The sequence below is a fragment of the Actinomadura meyerae genome, from assembly GCF_900188445.1.
Lineage (GTDB): Bacteria > Actinomycetota > Actinomycetes > Streptosporangiales > Streptosporangiaceae > Spirillospora > Spirillospora meyerae.
On sequence record NZ_FZOR01000029.1, the window covers coordinates 1 to 18546 of the forward strand.

The following is an 18546-nucleotide window of genomic DNA, read 5'->3' on the forward strand; positions in this document are numbered from 1 at the left end:
AACGCGGTCGGCATCGCCCCATGCCGCAACCGGTCGGTGTCATCGATGCTGTCGGCTCCGGCGCACATCGCCGCCACCAGCGACATCACCTTCGCCGCCGGGGCGGCGCCGGCGCTGTTGCGCGCACCGCCGATGCGCAGCACCTCGGCCGCCAGCTCGGGCAGCCCCGCCCGCTCGGCCAGCCGCACCACCGGCACCAGCCCGGCATCGGCGATCAAGTTCGGCTCGTCGAACGCGGCAGCCACCGCCGATGAGACATGAGAGGATTGCACTTACGGGATGCCTCGTTGCTTCTGCGCTGCTGGACCTTAGACAAGCCCATCATCGCAGGCCACGGGGCATCCCTTTTGTCGTTTCCGCAACCTGAACAGCAATCACCCGGTGGATCGAGGCTTAGCCCGCCAGACTCGGTGTCACGACCTCACCCGGTCATGTGTATGCACACAACCAGGACGATCGGCGCCACGTTGAGCGCCAGAGCGATGGGCAGAGCCCTGTGCAGGAAGCGGGCCATGCAAACCCTATCTACTAGGCGACAACAACCCGGTGTGAACGGGCAACTGGTAAGGAATCGTATAAGTCTGGATGGTCCCGCGTGGCGACATCTGAGAATTTGCTGCCTGGCAGGCCAAGATGCGGTGAGATATGTGGGTCTTTGGGTGACGTGTCCGGTTTGGCGGGGTGTTGGTGGACGCAGCGGATTGGAATCTCGTTCTTGAATGATGTTCGGTGGTGGGCGGCACGGTATTCGAGGGAGTGTGCCCGGCGAGAGTGGAATTGATTCTAGCCCGAATCAGGTGCCCGAGGCGTGGTCGAGGGACTGGAGTCGAGCTTGCAGGTCCGCCGCCTCGGGCAGGCCCAGCCTGGTCATTAGCTGAAGCGCCTTCTCCCAGGGGTGGCGGGCGGCTTCGCTGCCCTTCACGTGGAGAAGGGCCGTACCAAGGCTCGTCAGAGCCCGCGCCCGCTCGTCGGGGACGTCTATCTCGGTGGATAGATCGTAAGCTTGGCGGAGGTGTTCGACGGCGGCTGGATAGCGGCCTGATGAGGTGAGTACCTCGCCTAGATGGCGGAGCGCCACCGTTTCTTCGTAGCGCTCGCTGATCGAGCGTGATATGGCAAGGGCGCGTTCATGGTGAATGAGCGCCTCACCGTATCGGCCGGTGTTATGGAAAGTCGCGCCGATGCCGATGAGGGTGTCGACCTGGGTTCTTCGGTCGCCCAATTCCATTGCTATCGCGAGAGCCGCGCGGTAATCGGTCAGAGCCGTCTCGTACGCTCCGGTGCGGCGGTGGACGTTGGCCTTGTTGATGAGGACGATGGCCTCGTGCTGGCGGCTCAGCTCGGCTGCGTGGGCGACCTGCGCGTAGTAGCCGGCGGCGCGATCGACGTCGCCCATGCGGATCATCAGGTCGCCCATGTTGTTGAGCGCCATCGTCCGCAGGCGCGGGGCGTCGATCTCGCCGAGGATCGCGAGTGCTTCGAGGCGGAGCCGTTCGGCCTCGCGGTAGTCGCCGGTGAACTCCAGGATGATCGCGGTGCGGTCGAGGTTCTCCGCCTCTCCGCGGCGGTCGCCGAGGGCGCGGTGGATTTCCACCGCCGCACCGCAGTGGGCCAATGCCTCCGGCAGGCGAGACTGGTGCCAGTGGATGAGGCTCATGCGGCCGAGGATGTGGGCCTCTCCGTGACGGTCGCCGGTTGAACGGTGGATTTGCAGTGCCTTTTCGGCGTCTTCCATCGCGGTTTCGTAGTCGCCGACGCGGAAACGGATGTGGCTCAGGTCGGCCAGGGCGCGGGCGGTGCCCGGAGCGTCGTCCAGGCCCTGGAGCGCCTCGACCGCCCTGGTGTGCAGGCGTGCGGCGGCGTCCCAGTGGCCGCGCGACTCCAGGTGCCCGGCGAGTACGCGGGAGAAGCGGGCGACGTGCGCCGCCGAGCCGATGCGGTCGGCTTCGGCGGCGGCGTTCAGGAGGCAGGCGTGTTCGGCGGCGAACCATTCGGCGGCTTCCGCCTCGGTCGTGAGGGGGCGCGGGCCGTCGGTCCGGGTGGTGTCCCGGTGGTGCGGGTCCAGGAGGTGGTTCGCGTGTTCGGCGGTCGCCAGGTAGAAGTCCAGGATGCGGTGGACGGTCCGGCGGCGGTCCTCGTCGGTGTCGGTCTCGCGGGCCACGCGGCGGGCGTAGTCGTGGACGAGGTCGTGGAAGCGGTAGCGGCCCCGGGCGGGCTCGGTGATCAGGTGGCGGTCGAGCAGGTCCTCGAGGATCCGCTCGGCCTCGCGGACCGGGCAGGCCAGGGCCGCGGCCGCCGCGTCGGCCGTCAGGTCGGGGCCCGGGTGCAGGCCGAAGGCGCGGAACGCGTCCCGCAGCGGTGGCGGGAGGCCGCGGTAGGAGACCTCGAAGACCGTGGTGATCTCGCGGTCCTCGTCGCGGAGTTCGTCCAGGCGCAGGTCGTCGGACGACAGGCGCGCCAGCAGGTCGCGGGTGTCCCAGGTGCGGCGGTGGCGCAGCCTGCTCGCCGCCATGCTCACCGCGAGCGGCAGCCGCCCGCAGCGGTCGACCACCGCGGCGACGTCGGGGCCGGGCTCCGCTCGGCCGGGGCCCGCGATGCCGGTGAACAGCACCATCGCGTCCCGGAGGGGCAGGGTCTCCAGGGACAGCGGCCAGGCGTCGTGCAGGCCGGTCAGCCGGCGGCGGCTCGTCACGATCACCAGGCAGCCGGGGGACGCCGGGAGCAGCGGCCTGACCTGGTCGTGCCCGGCGGCGTCGTCCAGCAGCAGGATCGCGCGGCCGCCCGCCAGCTCGGACCGCCACAGCGCAGCGCGCTCGTCCAGGGCGCGCGGTACCCGCGTCACCGGGACGCCGATCATGCGGAGCAGTGTGTCGAGCGCGTCCGCCGGATCGACGGGCTTCTGCCGCGGGTCGTGCGCGTGCAGCTCCAGGTACATGGTGCCGTCCGGGTAGTGCTCGGCCAGCCGGTGCGCCAGGTGGACGGCGAGCGCCGACTTCCCGACCCCGGCCATGCCGTCGATCGCGATGACGGGCATCGCGGATCCGGTGGGCGGGCCGGCGATGCCCGGCACCGTTTCGATGAGCTGCCGCATCTCGTCGTCGCGTCCGACGAACACGCGCGCGCGGTGCGGGAGGGTGTGCGGGCGCCGGTCCACGCTCAGCTGGGTGCCGGGGACGCGCAGCAGGTCCGGGTCGCCCCGCAGGATCTGCTGGTGGAGCCGCTGGAGTCCGGGGCCCGGGTCGGTGCCGAGTTCCGCCGCGTAAAGGTCGTGGGTGCGCCGGTAGACCTCCAGCGCCTCGGCCTGCCGCCCGCAGCGGTAGAGCGCCTTCATGAGCCGTTCGACGGGCCGCTCGTCCAGCGGATGGCGTTCGGTGAGATCCGATAATTCGCGGAGGACGTCGGCGTGGTTGCCGTGCTTCAACTCCAGGTCGATGCGCGCGAACGCGGCGGACAGCAGTTCCTGCTCCAGATTGTGCCGGGTGCGTTCGGCCCAGTCGCCGGACAGGTCGGCGAGCGGTTCGGCGCGGCACAACTCCGCGGCCTGCCGGTGGTGGTCGAGGGCGTATTCGTCGTCGCCGCTCTCGGCGATGGCGCGCGCCTGGTCGCGCAGGCGGCGGAACCGGTGAAGGTCGACCGATTCCTCGTCGACGTCGAGCAGATAAGACCCCTGCCGGGAGATCAGCGCGGCGCCCTCCACGTCCTCCAGCCGGTGCCGCAGACGCGTCATGTAGACCTGGAGGCCCTGCCGGGCCTTGGCCGGGGGGTCGCGGTCCCATACCCGGCGGATGATGGTCTCGGTGGGCACCGGCTGCCGGGCGCTGTAGAGCAGGACGGCGAGCACGCAGCGTTCCTTGGGCGTTCCGAGGTCGCGCCGCCGGCCGTTCACCCACAGCTCGACGGGCCCTATGATGCGGAACTCCACCGGTTCCCCTTTGTGGAAATCTCCTCCTGAGCCGATTTTGGCACCGCGTGTACCGAATGGCCAGAGCGGAGCCGTGTTCCCCGTGACTTCCCGGGGGCCCCACTACTCACCGAGTCAGGACGATTGCAAGTTTTCGTCAAGCGCTCCGAACGACACTCGGTTCCGGAGGCGGGCCATTTCGGCCCGCGACGGAGGGACGGATGTTCGCATCCAAGGTCAAAGGGGGTTCGTTGACCGCAATGACCGGCTTCGAATGGCGTCGGGCCCTGACCGGGTTCGACCCCGGCTGGTGGGGACGGCTGGGGGACCGGCGCACCGTGCTGGTTGTCGTGGGCTCGCCCGAACCGGGGCAGCCCGCACTGGACGTGGCGCGGCTCGCGGGGACCGACCCGCGGCTGCGCGTGCTCTTCGCGGCGGCCCCGGGGCCGTCCTCGGCCGCCGTGGAGGTGATGCTCAAGGACGCGGGCGCGGCACCGCTGCCCTGGTCCGGACTCGCGGACGGCGACGTCGGCCTGGTCGTCACCGCGCACCGGGTCCCGGTGCGACTGCCGGACGCGCCGCTCGTCGCACTGCCCGGAACGGTCCCGGCGGAGGTCGCGCACCGGACCGCTCCGGCCGTGTACACCTACGCCCACCACCTGGACCGGCCCCCGGACGCCGAGCCCGGCCGCGCGGCCGTGGTGGGGGACTCCGACCACGACCGGCTCGTGGCGAGCCTGCCGCTGCGCGACTTCTACCGCCGCGCCCTCGGTGTCGGGGGGCGCGGCCTCGTCGTGGTGGCGCTGCCCGCGACCGGCGGCGGGGGCGGGTGCCCGTGCCGCAGGTCGCCGGACGTCCTGCACCGGCTGCTCGCCGAACTGCCGCGCGACCGGTACCAGGTCCTCGGCGTCCCGGAGCCGCGCGGCGACCGGTGCCCGGACGGGCCGCCGGGCCTCGGCGCGCACCTGCGGGCCGGGCTGAGCCTCATGCCGCCGGAGGCGGACTGGCGGGCCGCGCTCGTCGCCGCCGACTGGATCCTCGGGCCGCCGGGTCCCGTCACTCGGTACGGGACGGTCGTCGGGGTCCCGGTGCTCATCACCGGGCCGCCGCCGGGGGACGCGCTGCGCCTGCTCGCCGTCCGGCTCGCCGCGCACCGGCCGGTCCGCCCGCAGCTGGCCGAGGCGGCGGCGCGGTGGCGGCCCGAGCGGGTCCGGCCCGTCCTCGGGCGGATCACCTCCGAGCCGGGACGGTTCGACCGCAACATGCGCAGCCTGATGTACGGGCTGCTCCGGCTGCCGCAGCCCGCCACGATCCCGGTGGCGGACCCGGTCTCGCCGCCCTTCCGCATCTCCTCCCGGGCCGGCCACGCCTGCTGCGGAGGTGCGCGATGAACCTCCCGGTGGACGGATGGGTACCGGGCCCCTTCGGCCTCGACGCGCTGAAAGGCTCGACGGTGCGGGCGCTCAGGACCGTTCTCGCCGTCGCGCACCACGTGACGTCGGCGACGCGGCTCGCCGACGTCATGCCGCTGCTGGAGACCGACCGGCGGGTCGCGGTCGCCTACACGGCCGCACCGGCGTCGGCCAACACCGGTGGCCTGGACACGCACCTGCGGGACCTCGGCGGGCTGGTGCTGCCCTGGCGGCAGGCGGTCAGCACCAAGTGGGACCTCGTCGTGGCGGCGGGCCACGGGATGCTGGAGAAGTTGCACGGGCCCGTCATGACCGTGCCGCACGGCGCGGGGCCGGGCAAGCTCCACCCGCGCAATCTCGGTTCCGGGCCGGCGGCCGCGCGTGCGATCAGCGGTCTGATCAGGGAGCGGCTCGTCGTCGGCGGGCGGGTCGTGCCGTCATCGATCGTCCTGCCGCACGACCGGCACCTGGAGATGCTCGAACGCGAGTGCCCCGAGGCGCGCCCGGTGGCGTTCGCCGGCGGCGACCCCTGCCTGGACCGGCTGCTCGCGAGCCTGCCGTACCGGAAGGAGTACCGCCGCGCGCTCGGGGTGCGGCCCGGCCGGCGGCTCGTCTTCGTCAGCTCCACCTGGCACGAGGACTCGCTGCTGGGCCACGATCCCGATCTGCTGCTGCGCGTCGCGGCCGAACTGCCGCGCGACAGGTACCAGGTCGTCGCCGCGCTTCACCCGAACGTGTGGTCCTTCTACGGGAGACGTCAGGTCTTGGCCTGGCACGCGGACTGCCGCCGGCTCGGCGTGCGGCTGTTCCCGCCCGAGGAGGGGTGGCGGGCCGGGCTGGTCGCGGCCGACGTGGTGGTGGGCGACCACGGGTCCGTCACCTGCTACGGCGCCGCGATCGGGGTGCCGGTGCTGCTGGGCGCGTTCCCGGAGGACGCCGTGGCGCCGGGGACCCATGTCGCCCGGCTGGGCGCGCTCGCGCCCCGCGTCGACTGGAGCCGCCCGCTGGCGCCGCAGGTGGACGAGGCGGCGCACGCCTTCACCGGACGGGTCCACGCCGCGATCCGGGGCGACATCACCTCGCGGCCGGGGGAGGCGGCCCGCCTCATCCGCGGGGAGATGTACCGGCTGCTGCGGCTGCCCGACCGGGCCCGGCCGCCGGCGGTCGAGCCGGTCCCGTTACCGGGCTCCCCCGGGCTGCGAGCCGCGTGATGGCCACGGTCGTGCGGGTCTGGGACGACCTGCCGGGGCCCGAGCGGGTGCTCATCGCCGGGCGGGCGTTCACGCTGCGGCGCCCGCCCGGGGACGGCCCGGTCCCGCCGCCGTGCGACGAGCATCTCGTGGCCGGACCGGACGAGACGTCGCCGGCCTGGCTGGCATGCGCGGACGTGGTGGTCGGCACGGGTGGCGATCCCGCTTGCGCGGCTCCTCCCGGATGCCTGGTCGCGGCGGTCGTCACCGAGCGGGCCTGCCTGCTGGCGATGGGCGGCGTGCAGGCGCGGCTCGACCCGGTCATGGGCGGGACGTGCACGGTGGAGGACGCGGCCGCCTACGCGTCCGCCCTGCACGCCTGGCTCGTGACGGGCGGTTCGCCGGCCGCGCTCACCCGGCTCACCCTCGTCCGCGAGAACACGGTCACGGTGGTCAGGGTCACGCCGGTCAGGGGCCGCCGGACGGCGCGGGCGGGAGTTCGGCGAGCCGCTCGCTGACCTCCGCCGCCTGCGGCGAGGCCAGCGCGGTGTAGATGGCGAGCGCCTGTTCCAGCAGCAGGCGCTCGGCGGCCGGGTCGTCCAGCCGCTCCGCGATGCGGGCCAACTCGCGGAGCGCGCCCGCCTCGACGTGCGGGGCGTCCGCCTCCCGCGCGACCTCCTGCGACTCGCGGAGCGCGGCGGCTGCCTCGGCCGGGCGTCCGGCGCGCAGCCGGGCCTGGCCGAGGCAGGTGAGCGTCCGCGCGTGGTGGTACGGCTCGTCGCGCCGGTCGAACCGCTCCAGGACGCGGGTCAGCGTCGCCTCCGCCTCGTCGTGGCGGCCGGCGACGCTGAGCGCCTCGCCGATGTGGCGGTCCATCAGCGCGATCCCGCGCGAGCGCCCCAGGTCGACGTGCACGTCCCGCGCCTCGGAGAACAGTTCGATCGCGCGGGACGCGTCGCGGGTGGCGAGTGCCGCGACGCCGAGCCCTTCGAGCGCCGACGCCTCGCCGAGCCGGTGCCCGGCCTGCCGCTCCAGGCCGAGGGCGGCCTCGTAGTGGACCGTCGCCGTGCCGAATTCCTGGAGGTTGAGGCGGGCGACACCGAGGCCCTCCAGCATCCGCGCCTGGGCCTTGGCGTCGCCGCACGACTCGGCGGCGGCGCGTCCCAGCTCGTACATCCGGATCCAGGACGGGTAGTGCCTGCGCTGCAGGAACAGCGGCCACATCGCCTCGGCGAGCTGCCAGGCGACGGCGTGCAGGCCGGTGTCGTGCGCCTCCTGCGCGACCGCCGCCAGGTTCGGGCGTTCCAGGGCGAGCCAATCGAGGGCCTGCCCGCGGGACGCGAACCGGTCGTCCCGTGGCTCCGCGTACCGCTCGCCGAGGTGCCAGCGCCCCGGCATGAGGGTGCGGTCGGCGGCGACGGCGGTCGCCAGGTACCAGTCGGCGAGGCGCTCGAACGCCGCCGCGCGGTCCGCCGCCGGAGCGAGGGACTGGTCCCGCGCGTGCAGGCGGACGAGGTCGTGGAAGCCGTACCGGTCTTCCGGGCGCTCTTGGAGCAGGCTGGCGTCGACCAGGCCGTCCATGAGCCGGGCCGCGTCGTCCTCGTCCGTGCCGATGAGGGCGGCCGCGGCGGCGGCGCAGAGATCGGGGCCCGGATGGACGCCGAGCAGCCGGTAGGCGGCCGCCTGCTCCTCGTCGAGTGCCTGGTAGGAGGTGTTGAAGACGGCCCCCACCGAGATGTCCCCTTCCCGGGTGCGCAGCGCGGCGAGCCGCCTCGCCTCGTCGCCGAGTTCGGCCACGGCGCGGGCGATCGGCCAGCGCCGCCGGGCCGCGAGCCGGGCGCCGGACGCGCAGACCGCCAGCGGCAGCGTGCCGCAGAGCGCGACCAGGTCGCGGGCGTGGTCGCGCTCCGCGCCGATCCTGTCCGCGCCGATCAGCCGCTCCAGCAGTTCCAGCGCCCCCGGCTCGCCGAGCGGGTCGACGTCCAGGAACCGCGCGCCGTCCACTACGAGGCCGGTCAGCCGGTGGCGGGAGGTGACGACGACGAGCGCGGGCCCGTCCCCGGGCAGCAGCGGGCGGACCTGCGCCGCCGAGACGGCGTTGTCGAGCATGATGACCAGGCGGCGGCCCGCGGTCATCGAGCGGAACAGCGCGGACTGCTCGTCGGCGCCCACCGGGATGTGCTCGGGCGCCGCGCCGAGCGCGCGCAGGAACCGCTCCAGCGGCTCGTCCGGCGGCAGCGGCTCGCCGCCGGAGAAGCCGCGCAGGTCGATGAAGAGCTGCCCGTCGTAACCGTCCTTGATTTCGTGCAGCCAGTGCAGCGCCAGCGTGGTCTTGCCGACGCCGCCGGGGCCGGTGAGGACCACGGGCCCTGGACCCGGCTCCTCCGCGAGCGCCGCCAGCCGGCGCAGCTCGGCCCGCCGGTTCGCGAACAGGCCCGGCGGCGGCAGCTGGGCCGGAGCGGGCAGGGGCGGGCCGGGCGGGGACGCCGCACCGGGCGCGGTGATGTGCACACCGCCCGCGATGGACCCGGCCTGGACGCTGGAACCCGCAATCCTCCCCGTCAGTTCGTTGGTCCACCGGTCCCGTTCGTCGGGAGACTGCACGTTCCATCCATCCCATTGCCTCAGTGGTGCGTTGATCGCCCCGCTTTATGGCAAAGATAACCGAATGCCGGAATGTCGGTTCCGGCGGGCGGTATTTGCTTTTTTGGTCAGACCTTCTGCCGGAAGCCGGTCAGAATGGCGATTGTCGATGCCGGGCCGGCGTGGTGAACTGGGGGAATGACAGATCCGATGACCGTCGCCATCGCCACCGCCATGGCCGGCAAGGCCGTCGAGGTGGCGGGCGAGCCGGTCCGGGCCGCCGTCGCCGAGCTGTCCCGCCGGGTCCGCGAGCGCTTCCGGGGCCGCCCGTCCGACGAGGAGGCCCTCGCACGGGCCACCGAGGACCCGACGCCGGAGCGGGTCGGCGGCCTCGCCTCCGCCGTCGCCGCCCTGCTGGCCGGCGACGCCGCGTTCGAGGCGGAGGCGCGCGGCCTGTGGAACCGGGCGCAGACGAACGCCGCCGCGACGGGCGACGGCGTGGTCAACGTCCTCAACGGCCAGGCGGGCAGGATGGTCCAGCTCCGCGACGTGCACGGAGACATCAACATCGGCTGAGGAGGGCGCCGGGGCCCGGGGCGGCGGCGGTCGCGGACGGAGTCAGGCGTCGGTGGTGAGGCCGTAGCGCTCCTGGTCGGACGGGCGCGGCGACTCGGGCCCGTCGCGGCCGAGGCGGAGCATCCGGGAGACCCGGACCGTGCGGAACTCCCGCTCGCGGACGTGGAACGTGTGGCCGGACGTGGCCCGGATGGCGGCCGCCATCTCCTCCCACTCGGCGAGCTCCGCCGCCGTCGGCGGGTCGCCGCCGAACTCCCGGAGCCGCGGCAGCAGGCCGGTGAAGTGCCCGGCCAGCCGCTCGCGCGCCGCGTCGGGGTCGTCGCCGCCGGTGAGCGGCGCCCAGGAGTCGCCGTCGAGCTCCACCACGATGAACGTCGGCGGCAGCACCACCACCCCCGGATACGCCTGGATCGCGTGCCGCGCCTCCGTCCGGACGATGTCCGGGACCGTCCCGGCGACCGGCATGAACGCGACGAGGTTCAGCCGCAGCTGCGCCTCCCACTGCCCGCACGGCGCCGCCGGCTCGATCGGGTGGTCGCGCAGCAGGCCGTCCCCGGCGAGGTCGGCGTCGGTGGACCGGGGCGGCTCCAGTACCCGGTCACCGAACTGGATGAACTTCTCGACCCGGATGATCCGGTAGCGGCGGTCGCCGATCTCCCACTCGTCCTTGGCGAGCTGCTCGCCCTCCTCCGGGTCGAGCCGGCCGGCCGCCGCCCGCATCGCCGCGGCGGTCGGGCCGTCCGGCTCGGCGGCGGCCTCCGTCCGCAGGTCCATGGCGAGGCCGTAGCGGGCCGCCGCCGGGTCGTCGCAGCCGAGCGCGCCGATGCGCCAGGCGTCCCCGCGCTGCACCGCGTGCCCGAAGTCGGGGGCGCCGGCGGGAAAGATCTTCGGATAGCGCAGAATCCGCTCGCCGAGTTCCCGGTCGCGGACCGCCGCGACCGGATCGAGGCGGGCCACCACGTTGATGTGGTCGTACCCGCGCAGCAACGCGAAGGCCATGCCCCGCATCCTGGCCGGACGGCCGCCGCGCCCGCACGGCTTTTCCCGCATTGCCGGACGGAAGGCGTCCTTCTTGCTCGCAATTGAACGCCTTTCTGCCCGCACTTTTTTCGGCGGTCAGCCCTCCAGGTCGATGACCACCTTCACATCGTCCGGTCGCGGGGTGAAGGCCGCCTCGTACCGCTCCAGCGGGACCCGGCGGGAGATCAGCCGGCCGAGCCAGCCGCGGTCGGCCTCGGCCAGCGCGCGCGCCGCCGCCGCGTAGTGGCGGAGGTTCGCGTTCACCGACCCGATGATGGCGTCGTTCTCCAGCACGATGTCGCGGTTGAGCGCGCCCGCGTCCACCTCCAGCGTGCGCCCGGACGACGACACCCCGGTCAGGCACACGACCCCGTACGCGGCGTTGCACGCGACCGCGTCCAGCACCAGCCGGGACGCGCCGGTCGCCTCGATCACCACGTCTGGCGCGCCGCCGCGGACCGCCTCCGCCACGCCGTCGTGGTGGTACGTCGCGCCGAGTTCGGCGACGAGCCGCGGCTTCGGCCCGTCCGCGACCTGGTCGAGGACGTGCACGTCCAGCCCGCGCTGCACGCCCAGCAGCGCGGCCAGCAGCCCGATCGGCCCGGCGCCCGTCACCAGTACCCGGCGCGGCTCGAACCAGGACCGCCCGCCGACCCTCTCGATCTGCTCCCACGCCTTCGCGACGATCGAGGCCGGCTCCATCAGCACGCCCACCTCGACAAGCTCCGGGTTCAGCCGCACCGCGTAGTCGGACTCGACCCGCCACGCCCGGCTCGCGAACCCGTCGAGCTCCTTGATGCCGCGCTCGGTGTACCGGCCGTTGCGGCACATGTCGAACTCGCCGTGCGCGCACGCCCCGCACGGCTCCGGGTCGGGCCGCCGCACCACCCCGACGACCAGGTCGCCGGGGAGAAGCCACTGCCGGACGGGGCCTCCCGCACCCGGCCGAGCGACTCGTGCCCGATCACCAGCCGGTCGCGGCCGGGCGGCGGCGTGCCGTACTCGCCGCCGGCGATCTCCCGGTCGGTGCCGCACACCCCGACCGCGATCCCGTCGACCAGCAGGTCCCCCTCCCCGGGTTCCGGGTCGGGGACGTCGGTGACGGCCAGCGAGCCGGGCTTGCCCGGCAGGACGGTCAGGGCGCGCATGGTGCTCTCCCTCCGTGGAAGTCGCTATTCCTTCGGGTCTTGCGGGGCGGGGTCAGGACCGGCGCCCGCCGGCGCCGCTCAGCCGCCGCGCCGTGTTGACGAGCCCGACGTGCGAGTACGCCTGCGGGGTGTTGCCGATCTGCCGGCCGGCGCGGGTGTCGTACTCCTCGCTCAGCAGCCCGAGGTCGTTGCGCAGCGCGAGCAGCCGCTCGAACAGCTCCGTCGCCTCCCCGGTGCGGCCGGTGCCGTGCAGCGCGTCCGCCAGCCAGAACGTGCAGGCCAGGAAGGCGCCCTCCTCGCCGGCCAGCCCGTCCACGCCGCCGCCGTCGGCCTCCGTGTCGTAGCGCAGCACGAAACCGTCCCGGTACAGCTCGCGCCGGACCGCGTCGACCGTGCCGACCACCCGCGGGTCGTGCCACGGCAGGAACCCGACCTGCGGGATCAGCAGCAGCGCCGCGTCCAGCCCCTGCGAGCCGTAGAACTGGGTGAACGTGCCGCGGTCGGCGTCGAAGCCGTTGGCGCACACGTCGGCGTGGATCTCCTCGCGCAGCGCCTTCCACTTCTCGACCGGCCCTTCCAGGCCGTACCGTTCGACGCCCTCCACCATGCGGTCGACGCCCGCCCACGCGAGCACCTTGGAGTGGACGAAGTGGCGCCGCTCCCCGCGGACCTCCCACAGGCTGTTGTCGGGGTCGCTCCAGTGCCCTTCGAGGAAGTCCATCAGGGCGAGCTGCATGTCCCAGGCGCTCTCGTCCGTCTCGATGCGGCTGGTGCGCGCGAGGTGCAGGCCCTCCAGCACCTCGCCCCACGTGTCGAGCTGGAACTGGTCGGACGCCGCGTTGCCGACCCGGACCGGCTTCGACCCCTCGTACCCGGCCAGCCAGTCCAGCTCGAACTCGGTGAGCCGCCGCGTCCCGTCGATGCCGTACATGATCTGCAGGTCGGCGGGGTCGCCGGCGACCGCGCGCAGCAGCCACTCCCGCCACGCCCTGGCCTCCGCGACGAACCCGGTGCCGAGCAGCGCCTGCAGCGTGAACGTCGCGTCCCGCAGCCAGCAGAACCGGTAGTCCCAGTTGCGCGGCCCGCCGAGCCGCTCCGGCAGGGACGTGGTCGCGGCGGCGACGATGCCGCCGGTGGGCGCGTAGGTGAGCGCCTTCAGCGTGATCAGCGAGCGGCGGACCGCCGCGTCCCAGTCCCCGTCGTAGGAGTACTCGGCCATCCAGTCCGACCAGAAGACCTCGGTCTCGGTAAGCGCCCGCTCGGCCTCCACCGCCTTCGGGCGCGGCAGGTGCGACAGCTGGTAGGTCAGCACGAACGGCACCCGCTCGCCAGCCGCCACGGCGAACTCGGCGTAGGTCGTGAGGTTGTGGCCCTCCATCGGGACCGGCGTGTTCAGCCACGCCGCGTCCGGGCCCGCGATCGCGTTGCGCTCGCCCTCGCGGTGCCGCACCCACGGGACGATCCGCCCGTAGTCGAACCGCAGCCGCAGCTCAGCGCGCATCGGGACGCGCCCGCTCACGCCCTCCACGATCCGGACGATGTCGGCGGCCTCGCCGCGCGGCGGCATGAAGTCGATGACCCGGACGGTGCCGTCCGGGGTGTCCCACTCGCTCTCCAGGATCAGCGAGTCGCCCCGGTAGCGGCGCCGCGCGCACAGGCCGCCGGACGCGGGCGCGACCCGCCAGAACCCGGCGTGCTCGTCGCCGAGCAGGGCGGCGAAGCACGCCGGGGAGTCGAACCGGGGCAGGCACAGCCAGTCGATCGAGCCGTCCTTGCCGACCAGCGCCGCGGTCTCGGTGTCGCCCAGCAGCCCGTAGTCCTCGATCTTCAATGCCACTGCGCATACCCCGCTTCGCCTCGCCGCCCACTCCGCCTTCCCCGTGATAGTGGATGTATGTCCCGGCCGTCAGAGGTTCCGGGGTTAGACCTTCGTCCGGAAACGGGCTGGCACCGTCCGGAAACGGGTTCGCACCGTCCGGAAACGGGTTCGCACCGTCCGGAAACGGGCCGGCACGGCGGCATGGGAGCTGCCGCCGTGCCGGAGTCGGAGGGATTTCAGGGGGCTGTATCAGGGCGCCGTATCAGGGGCGCCGTATCAGGGGGAGCTGCACGTGATGGACGGGTTCTCGACGTTCCCGCTCGGCGCGTTCGCGGTGAAGCCGAACGACGCCGACTGGCCCGCGGCGAGGGCGGAGTTCCAGTCCACGGGCTTGACGGTGACGACGTTGCCGTTCGTGGTCGGGGTGCCGTTCCACAGGGCGACGATCGACTGGCCGGAGTTCAGCGTCATGACGACCGTCCAGGAGCTGACGGAGCCGCTGCCGGCGGTGATGGTGACCTGGCCGTTGAAGCCGTTGTTCCACTGCGTGGTGCGGGTGTAGGCGCAGCTGACGGTGCCGTCGTCGTCCCCGTCGCCGTCTCCATCCCCGTCGCCGTCGCCGTCGCCGTCCGAGCTGCCGCCGAGGGCTTCGAGGACGGCGTTGTAGGCGGGCTTCTTGTTGTAGTTGTCGTCGAAGAGCAGGGCCGCGCCCTCACCGGGGAACGTGTCGGGCACCCACGAGTACTTGTCGGTGATGCCCCACACCGTGAGGACGTTGCACCGCGACACGGCGAGGCAGGCCGAGACGACCTTCCTGTAGTCGTTGGCCTGGGTGGCGAGCTTGGAGCTGTCCGCCGGGGTGTTCATGCGGATGTCCAGCTCGGTGATGTGGACGTCCACGCCCAGGGCCGCGAACCGCTGCATGTTGGCCTGCATGTCGGACGGGACGTTGCCCAGCGTCAGGTGCGCCTGGAGCCCGACGCAGTCGATCGGGACGCCGCGCGCCTTGAAGTCCTGCACCATGGTGTAGACGGCATTGCTCTTGGCGTTCTGGCCGTCGATGTTGTAGTCGTTGTAGCAGAGCTTGGCGTTCGGGTCGGCCTGCCGTGCCGCCCGGAACGCCTCCTCGATGTAGCCGTCCCCGATGACCCGCTGGAACACCGAGTCGCGGCGGGCGCCGGAGCCGTCCTCGAACGCCTCGTTCACCACGTCCCAGTAGTCGATCTTCCCGGCGAAGTGGCCGGCCTCCCGCGCGATGTGGTTGCGCATGACGCTCAGCAGGTCGTCGCGGCTGGAGATGCCGCTGACCCAGCCCGGAAGCTGGTTGTGCCACACGAGCGTGTGCCCGCGGATCGCCATGCCCCGCGCCTGGGCGTGGCTGACGAGCTGGTCGGCCGCGCTGAAGTTGAACGAGTCGCGGGACGGCTCGGTGGTGTCCCACTTCATCTCGTTCTCGGGGGTGAGCTGGTTGAACTCACGGTCGAGGGTGGTCGCGTAGGCGGATTCGCCCATGTGGCTCTGGGCGGTGGCGGTACCGAAGACGCGGCCCTTGGCGGCGGCCGCCTCGCCGAGCGTGCCCGGGGCCGCCGACGCGGGGAGCGCGACGGCCACCAGCATCGCGAGGAGCAGTGGCACCGCTCCCAGCACCGCGGTGAGTGCCTTTCTCATGGTTTCGTTCCTCCTTGAAGGACGGGGGTTGAGCGAAACCCGGCCCGCCGGCTTTCCGGGGGCCCGAGATAAGAGGTCCTGAGTCCTCCGGTGTCGACCACGATCTTCTGCAGGACCACGGTCGGGTCGACCATCCAGAACTTCAGGGTGTGCGTCCCCGATCCGGTGATGGCGTGGGTGGTGACGGTGCGGTTCACGTTGTCGGACGTGTTCCGCTCCCACTGCCTGTTCATGGTGGTGTCGTTGGCGCCGGTCTCCGCCGTGACGTTCACGACCTGCGGTCGCCCGTCATCGATCGAGACCGCGTATTTCAGGCCCTCGGTGGATTTCAGGCCCTCGGTGGAAAGGACGCTGTTGCGCGGCGACAGGTACGCCCAGACCTTCACCGGGCCGGTCTTCGTCAGCGTCATGTCGTATTCGAGGCGCGGGCCCTTGCCGGGTTCCTGGCTGGGCGCGGTGACGGGGAACGGTTCCATTCCCGCGTCCGTCCGGCCGATTCCAGGAACGCGCTTCCACCGGGCCGCCGCCGTGCCGGTCGCGCGGGTGTAGTGGTCGGCGTTCATCGAGACGTAGCCGCCCGCCTCGACGAAACCGTGCGCGCGGTACGACGCCGGCTTCTTCACGACGGCCTGGACGGTCACCGTCCGCCCGTCCGGCCCGGAGACCTCGATGGGCACGCGGCTGGTCCCCTTCGGTGCGCGTGCCCAGTCGACCGACACGGTGGCGCGGACCTGCTTGCCGACCCGCCCGCGGTCGTGCGTGACGCGTACCCACGGCTCACGGGGCGTGATCTTGTACTGGAAGGGGTCGGAACCGCGGTTGAACACCTCGATGTACTGCGCGGGGCCGCTCTGGTAGGGGCTGAACTCCGGCAGGACGGCTGCGGACTTCGCGTCCGGCCACCATTCGTCGGAGCCGTCGATCGCCACGCCCATGTCGGCGCCGTCCGGGACGTCGATCCGCTTCAGCTTGGGGAAGATCTCGTCCGGCAGCGCCACATTGTCGAGTTCCGGCTGCTGCCAGGGCGCGTTCGGGCCGTACCGCTCGACGTCGCCGTAGCCGATGTGCGGCTGGCTCTGGAAGCCGTCCCATTTCCCGCCGGCGATCCCGGTGTTGTAGTGGTTCGCCATCGCCAGGTCGTCGGCGAAGCGGGCCTCGGCGAGGTCGGCGTAGTCGTTGGTGGCCGCCCGCCCCTGCCTCGCGTACAGGATGTTGGTGAATTCCGCCTCCCGCAGCTCGTACAGGTTCGCGGTGGCCTTCACCTGGTAGTGGACGAGCTGGTAGTAGGCGTCCTGGTACGCCTTCGGCAGGCGTTCGCGTATCCGTTCCGCCTTCGCCGCGAGCTGCTTCCAGCGCTCGGTCAGCGTCGCCATCTCCCGGTACTGGTTCAGGTAGAACGGCGTCTGCTGGTCGTCATAGACCACGGCGCCGGAATCGGTGGGCAGGTCCTTGCCCGGGTCGAGGGTGATGCGGCGGTTGAGCAGTTCCGGCTTCCGCAGCGCCTGGAGGTTCCCGTACGCGTCGAGGACCTCGGCGATCTCGCCCGCGTGCTCCGGTCCGAAGTTCTGCGCGGCGTACTGCCGCTCCCATTCCCCGAGGTTCTCCATTGGCCACTTCTGGGGGTTCCAGGCGTAGTCCAGGAAGAACTGGAGCGGCAGCTCGTTGCTCTTCATGTCGCCGACGTTCGCCACCCACAGGTCGCGGATGCCGTACTGGTACGACTGGTGGAGCTGCTCCCACGTGTTCCCGAGCTGCGCGGTGTCGACCCACTTGTAGTTGCGGCCGCCGCCCACGTAGTCGAAGTGGTAGTAGAGCCCGTACCCGCCCGCGCGCTCCGGCAGGCTCCGGTCGGGCATCTTGCGCATGTTGCCCCAGTTGTCGTCGGTGAAGACGACCGTGACGTCGTCGGGCACGCGCAGGCCCCGGTCCCAGTAGCGCTGGACCTCCTTGTAGAGCGTCCACACCTGCGGGGTGGCGGTGGGGTCCTTGCCGGTGACCTCGCCGAGGATCTCGCGCTCCCTGGCGATGATGTCGCGCATCAGCTCGATGCCGTCGCCGTCCGGGAGGCCGACGTCGCCGTTCCCCCGCATGCCGAGGGTGACGACGCCCTCGAAGTCCTCGTCGACCATGCGCCGGACGCCGTCCCTCCAGTACTTCTCGATCGCGCCGGCGTTGCGGCGGTAGCTCCATTCGCCGGTGCCCCCGTACGGGTCGTGGCCCGGCTCGACGATGTTCCCGTCCTCGTCGCGCTGCGCCGGGACCGCGTGCCGGTTCCACTCCTCGATGCCGCGCATCATCGGCGCCTCGTGCGAGGTGCCCATGACCACGCCGTACCGCTTCGCGGTCGCGTGGTTCAACGGGTCGTCCTCGGCGAACGCCCGGCCCCACACCGCAGGCCACAGGTAGTTGGCCTTCAGCCGGAGCATGGTCTCGAAGATCTTGGCGTAGAACGCGTGGTTGAAGCCGTTGGGGAAGCCGGGGGCCTTGCCCGGCCCGAAGAACTTCGGCGCCCACCGGTTCAGCGCCGGGTTCTCGTCGTTGATGAAGAAGCCCCGGTACTTCACCGCGGGCGTGCCCTGCGTGTGCCGGCCCGGCTTCACGTACAGCGCCCCGCAGTGCGGAGACGGGACGTCGTCCCAGAAGTACCAGGGTGAGACGCCGATGTTCCGCGACACGTCGTAGGCGCCGTAGATCGTCCCGCGCTGGTCGCTGCCGGCGATCACGAACGCGCGGCGGATCCCCGGCAGCGGGTGGTCCACGACCTGTTCGAGGGAGGTCTCCCACTTGCCCGCGATGCCGCGCACGTCGAGCTTCCCGCGCGAGACGAGGCCGTCGATGAGCGGGCTCCGGCCGATCGTGCCGACGATGACGGCGTCCCGCCCGGACGGAGCCGCTCCGGTGACCGTGGTTACCCGCGGCTTCACGCCGGTCACCCGCTCGATGTCCGACCCGAGGTCGCCGGCGACCCGCACCACGCCGGGGAAGTCGGCGCCGCTGACCAGCAGTGGGGCGGCCCTGCCGTGCTCGACGAGCGGGAAGTGCCCGTGCCCGTCGCCGAAGGAGATGTAGGACGCCGGGTCGGCGGGGCCGGTCCGGCTGTGGCCCGCCGGGGCGGCGGCGGCCGGGCCCGCGGCGGCGGGTACCGCGGTGAAGGCGACGACGGCGGGGATCAGGGTCAGGAGGACTTTCCACGTCCGCGGGGATCTGCCCATCGGCGGTCTCCTAGGGG

At 72.4% G+C, this 18546-nt stretch carries 12 protein-coding genes and 1 pseudogene; 4 read left to right on the forward strand and 9 right to left on the reverse strand.

Translation table 11 applies throughout. The annotated features are described in order from the left end of the window. Nucleotides 1–245 (reverse strand): annotated as a pseudogene (locus CHF16_RS26035) (IS1380 family transposase); the annotation flags it as partial. 548 nt (nucleotides 246–793) lie between these two features. Continuing rightward, nucleotides 794–3922 carry an AfsR/SARP family transcriptional regulator gene (locus tag CHF16_RS26040; RefSeq protein ID WP_089328773.1) on the reverse strand — a complete coding sequence of 1043 codons (3129 nt, stop codon included), beginning with the start codon at nucleotides 3920–3922 and terminating at the stop codon, nucleotides 794–796. A 230-nt stretch (nucleotides 3923–4152) separates the two neighbouring features. Here CHF16_RS26040 and CHF16_RS26045 point away from each other — a divergent pair, with 230 nt between their 5' ends. From CHF16_RS26045 to CHF16_RS26055, 3 genes are read left to right on the forward strand one after another with little or no spacing between them, the layout of a single operon-like run. Further along, the gene (locus CHF16_RS26045; RefSeq protein WP_143228119.1) at nucleotides 4153–5292 is read left to right on the forward strand and encodes a hypothetical protein; all 1140 of its coding nucleotides are present in this window, start codon (nucleotides 4153–4155) and stop codon (nucleotides 5290–5292) included. Next, complete coding sequence (locus tag CHF16_RS26050; protein WP_089328775.1) at nucleotides 5289–6524, forward strand: hypothetical protein; 1236 nt, start codon at nucleotides 5289–5291, stop codon at nucleotides 6522–6524. Before CHF16_RS26045 ends, CHF16_RS26050 begins: the two co-directional genes overlap by 4 nt. Continuing rightward, entirely contained in the window at nucleotides 6524–7021 is a 498-nt protein-coding gene (locus CHF16_RS26055; RefSeq protein WP_089328776.1) for a hypothetical protein, read from the forward strand. The genes CHF16_RS26050 and CHF16_RS26055 overlap by 1 nt, the downstream gene beginning before the upstream one ends. On the opposite strand, the gene CHF16_RS26060 is transcribed toward CHF16_RS26055, so the two are convergent. Then, a complete protein-coding gene (locus CHF16_RS26060) occupies nucleotides 6972–9107 on the reverse strand; it encodes an ATP-binding protein (protein ID WP_089328777.1) in 2136 nt (711 codons plus the stop codon). The genes CHF16_RS26055 and CHF16_RS26060 overlap by 50 nt on opposite strands. 177 nt (nucleotides 9108–9284) lie before the next feature. Between CHF16_RS26060 and CHF16_RS26065 the strand changes: the two genes are divergently transcribed. After that, on the forward strand, nucleotides 9285–9662 hold the full coding sequence (locus CHF16_RS26065) for a hypothetical protein (RefSeq protein ID WP_143228120.1): 378 nt from the start codon (nucleotides 9285–9287) through the stop codon (nucleotides 9660–9662). A 42-nt stretch (nucleotides 9663–9704) separates the two neighbouring features. On the opposite strand, the gene CHF16_RS26070 is transcribed toward CHF16_RS26065, so the two are convergent. The 6 genes from CHF16_RS26070 to CHF16_RS26090 all read right to left on the reverse strand — a co-directional run bounded on the left by CHF16_RS26070 (nucleotide 9705) and on the right by CHF16_RS26090 (nucleotide 18529). Beyond that, the gene (locus CHF16_RS26070) at nucleotides 9705–10661 is read right to left on the reverse strand and encodes a DUF5954 family protein (RefSeq protein ID WP_143228121.1); all 957 of its coding nucleotides are present in this window, start codon (nucleotides 10659–10661) and stop codon (nucleotides 9705–9707) included. A 117-nt stretch (nucleotides 10662–10778) separates the two neighbouring features. Further along, on the reverse strand, nucleotides 10779–11513 hold the full coding sequence (locus CHF16_RS26075) for an MDR/zinc-dependent alcohol dehydrogenase-like family protein (protein ID WP_342750125.1): 735 nt from the start codon (nucleotides 11511–11513) through the stop codon (nucleotides 10779–10781). Beyond that, on the reverse strand, nucleotides 11414–11830 hold the full coding sequence (locus tag CHF16_RS42080) for an alcohol dehydrogenase catalytic domain-containing protein (protein WP_342750126.1): 417 nt from the start codon (nucleotides 11828–11830) through the stop codon (nucleotides 11414–11416). The genes CHF16_RS26075 and CHF16_RS42080 overlap by 100 nt, the downstream gene beginning before the upstream one ends. A gap of 52 nt (nucleotides 11831–11882) precedes the next feature. Next, nucleotides 11883–13667 carry a glycoside hydrolase family 15 protein gene (locus CHF16_RS26080; RefSeq protein ID WP_089328780.1) on the reverse strand — a complete coding sequence of 595 codons (1785 nt, stop codon included), beginning with the start codon at nucleotides 13665–13667 and terminating at the stop codon, nucleotides 11883–11885. 258 nt (nucleotides 13668–13925) lie between these two features. Then, nucleotides 13926–15317: a glycoside hydrolase family 10 protein gene (locus CHF16_RS26085; RefSeq protein WP_089328781.1), complete on the reverse strand. Its 1392-nt coding sequence runs from the start codon at nucleotides 15315–15317 to the stop codon at nucleotides 13926–13928. Continuing rightward, nucleotides 15314–18529, reverse strand: a complete 3216-nt coding sequence (locus tag CHF16_RS26090; RefSeq protein WP_089328782.1) for a glycosyl hydrolase 115 family protein — start codon at nucleotides 18527–18529, stop codon at nucleotides 15314–15316. The genes CHF16_RS26085 and CHF16_RS26090 overlap by 4 nt, the downstream gene beginning before the upstream one ends. Nucleotides 18530–18546: the final 17 nt, after the last annotated feature.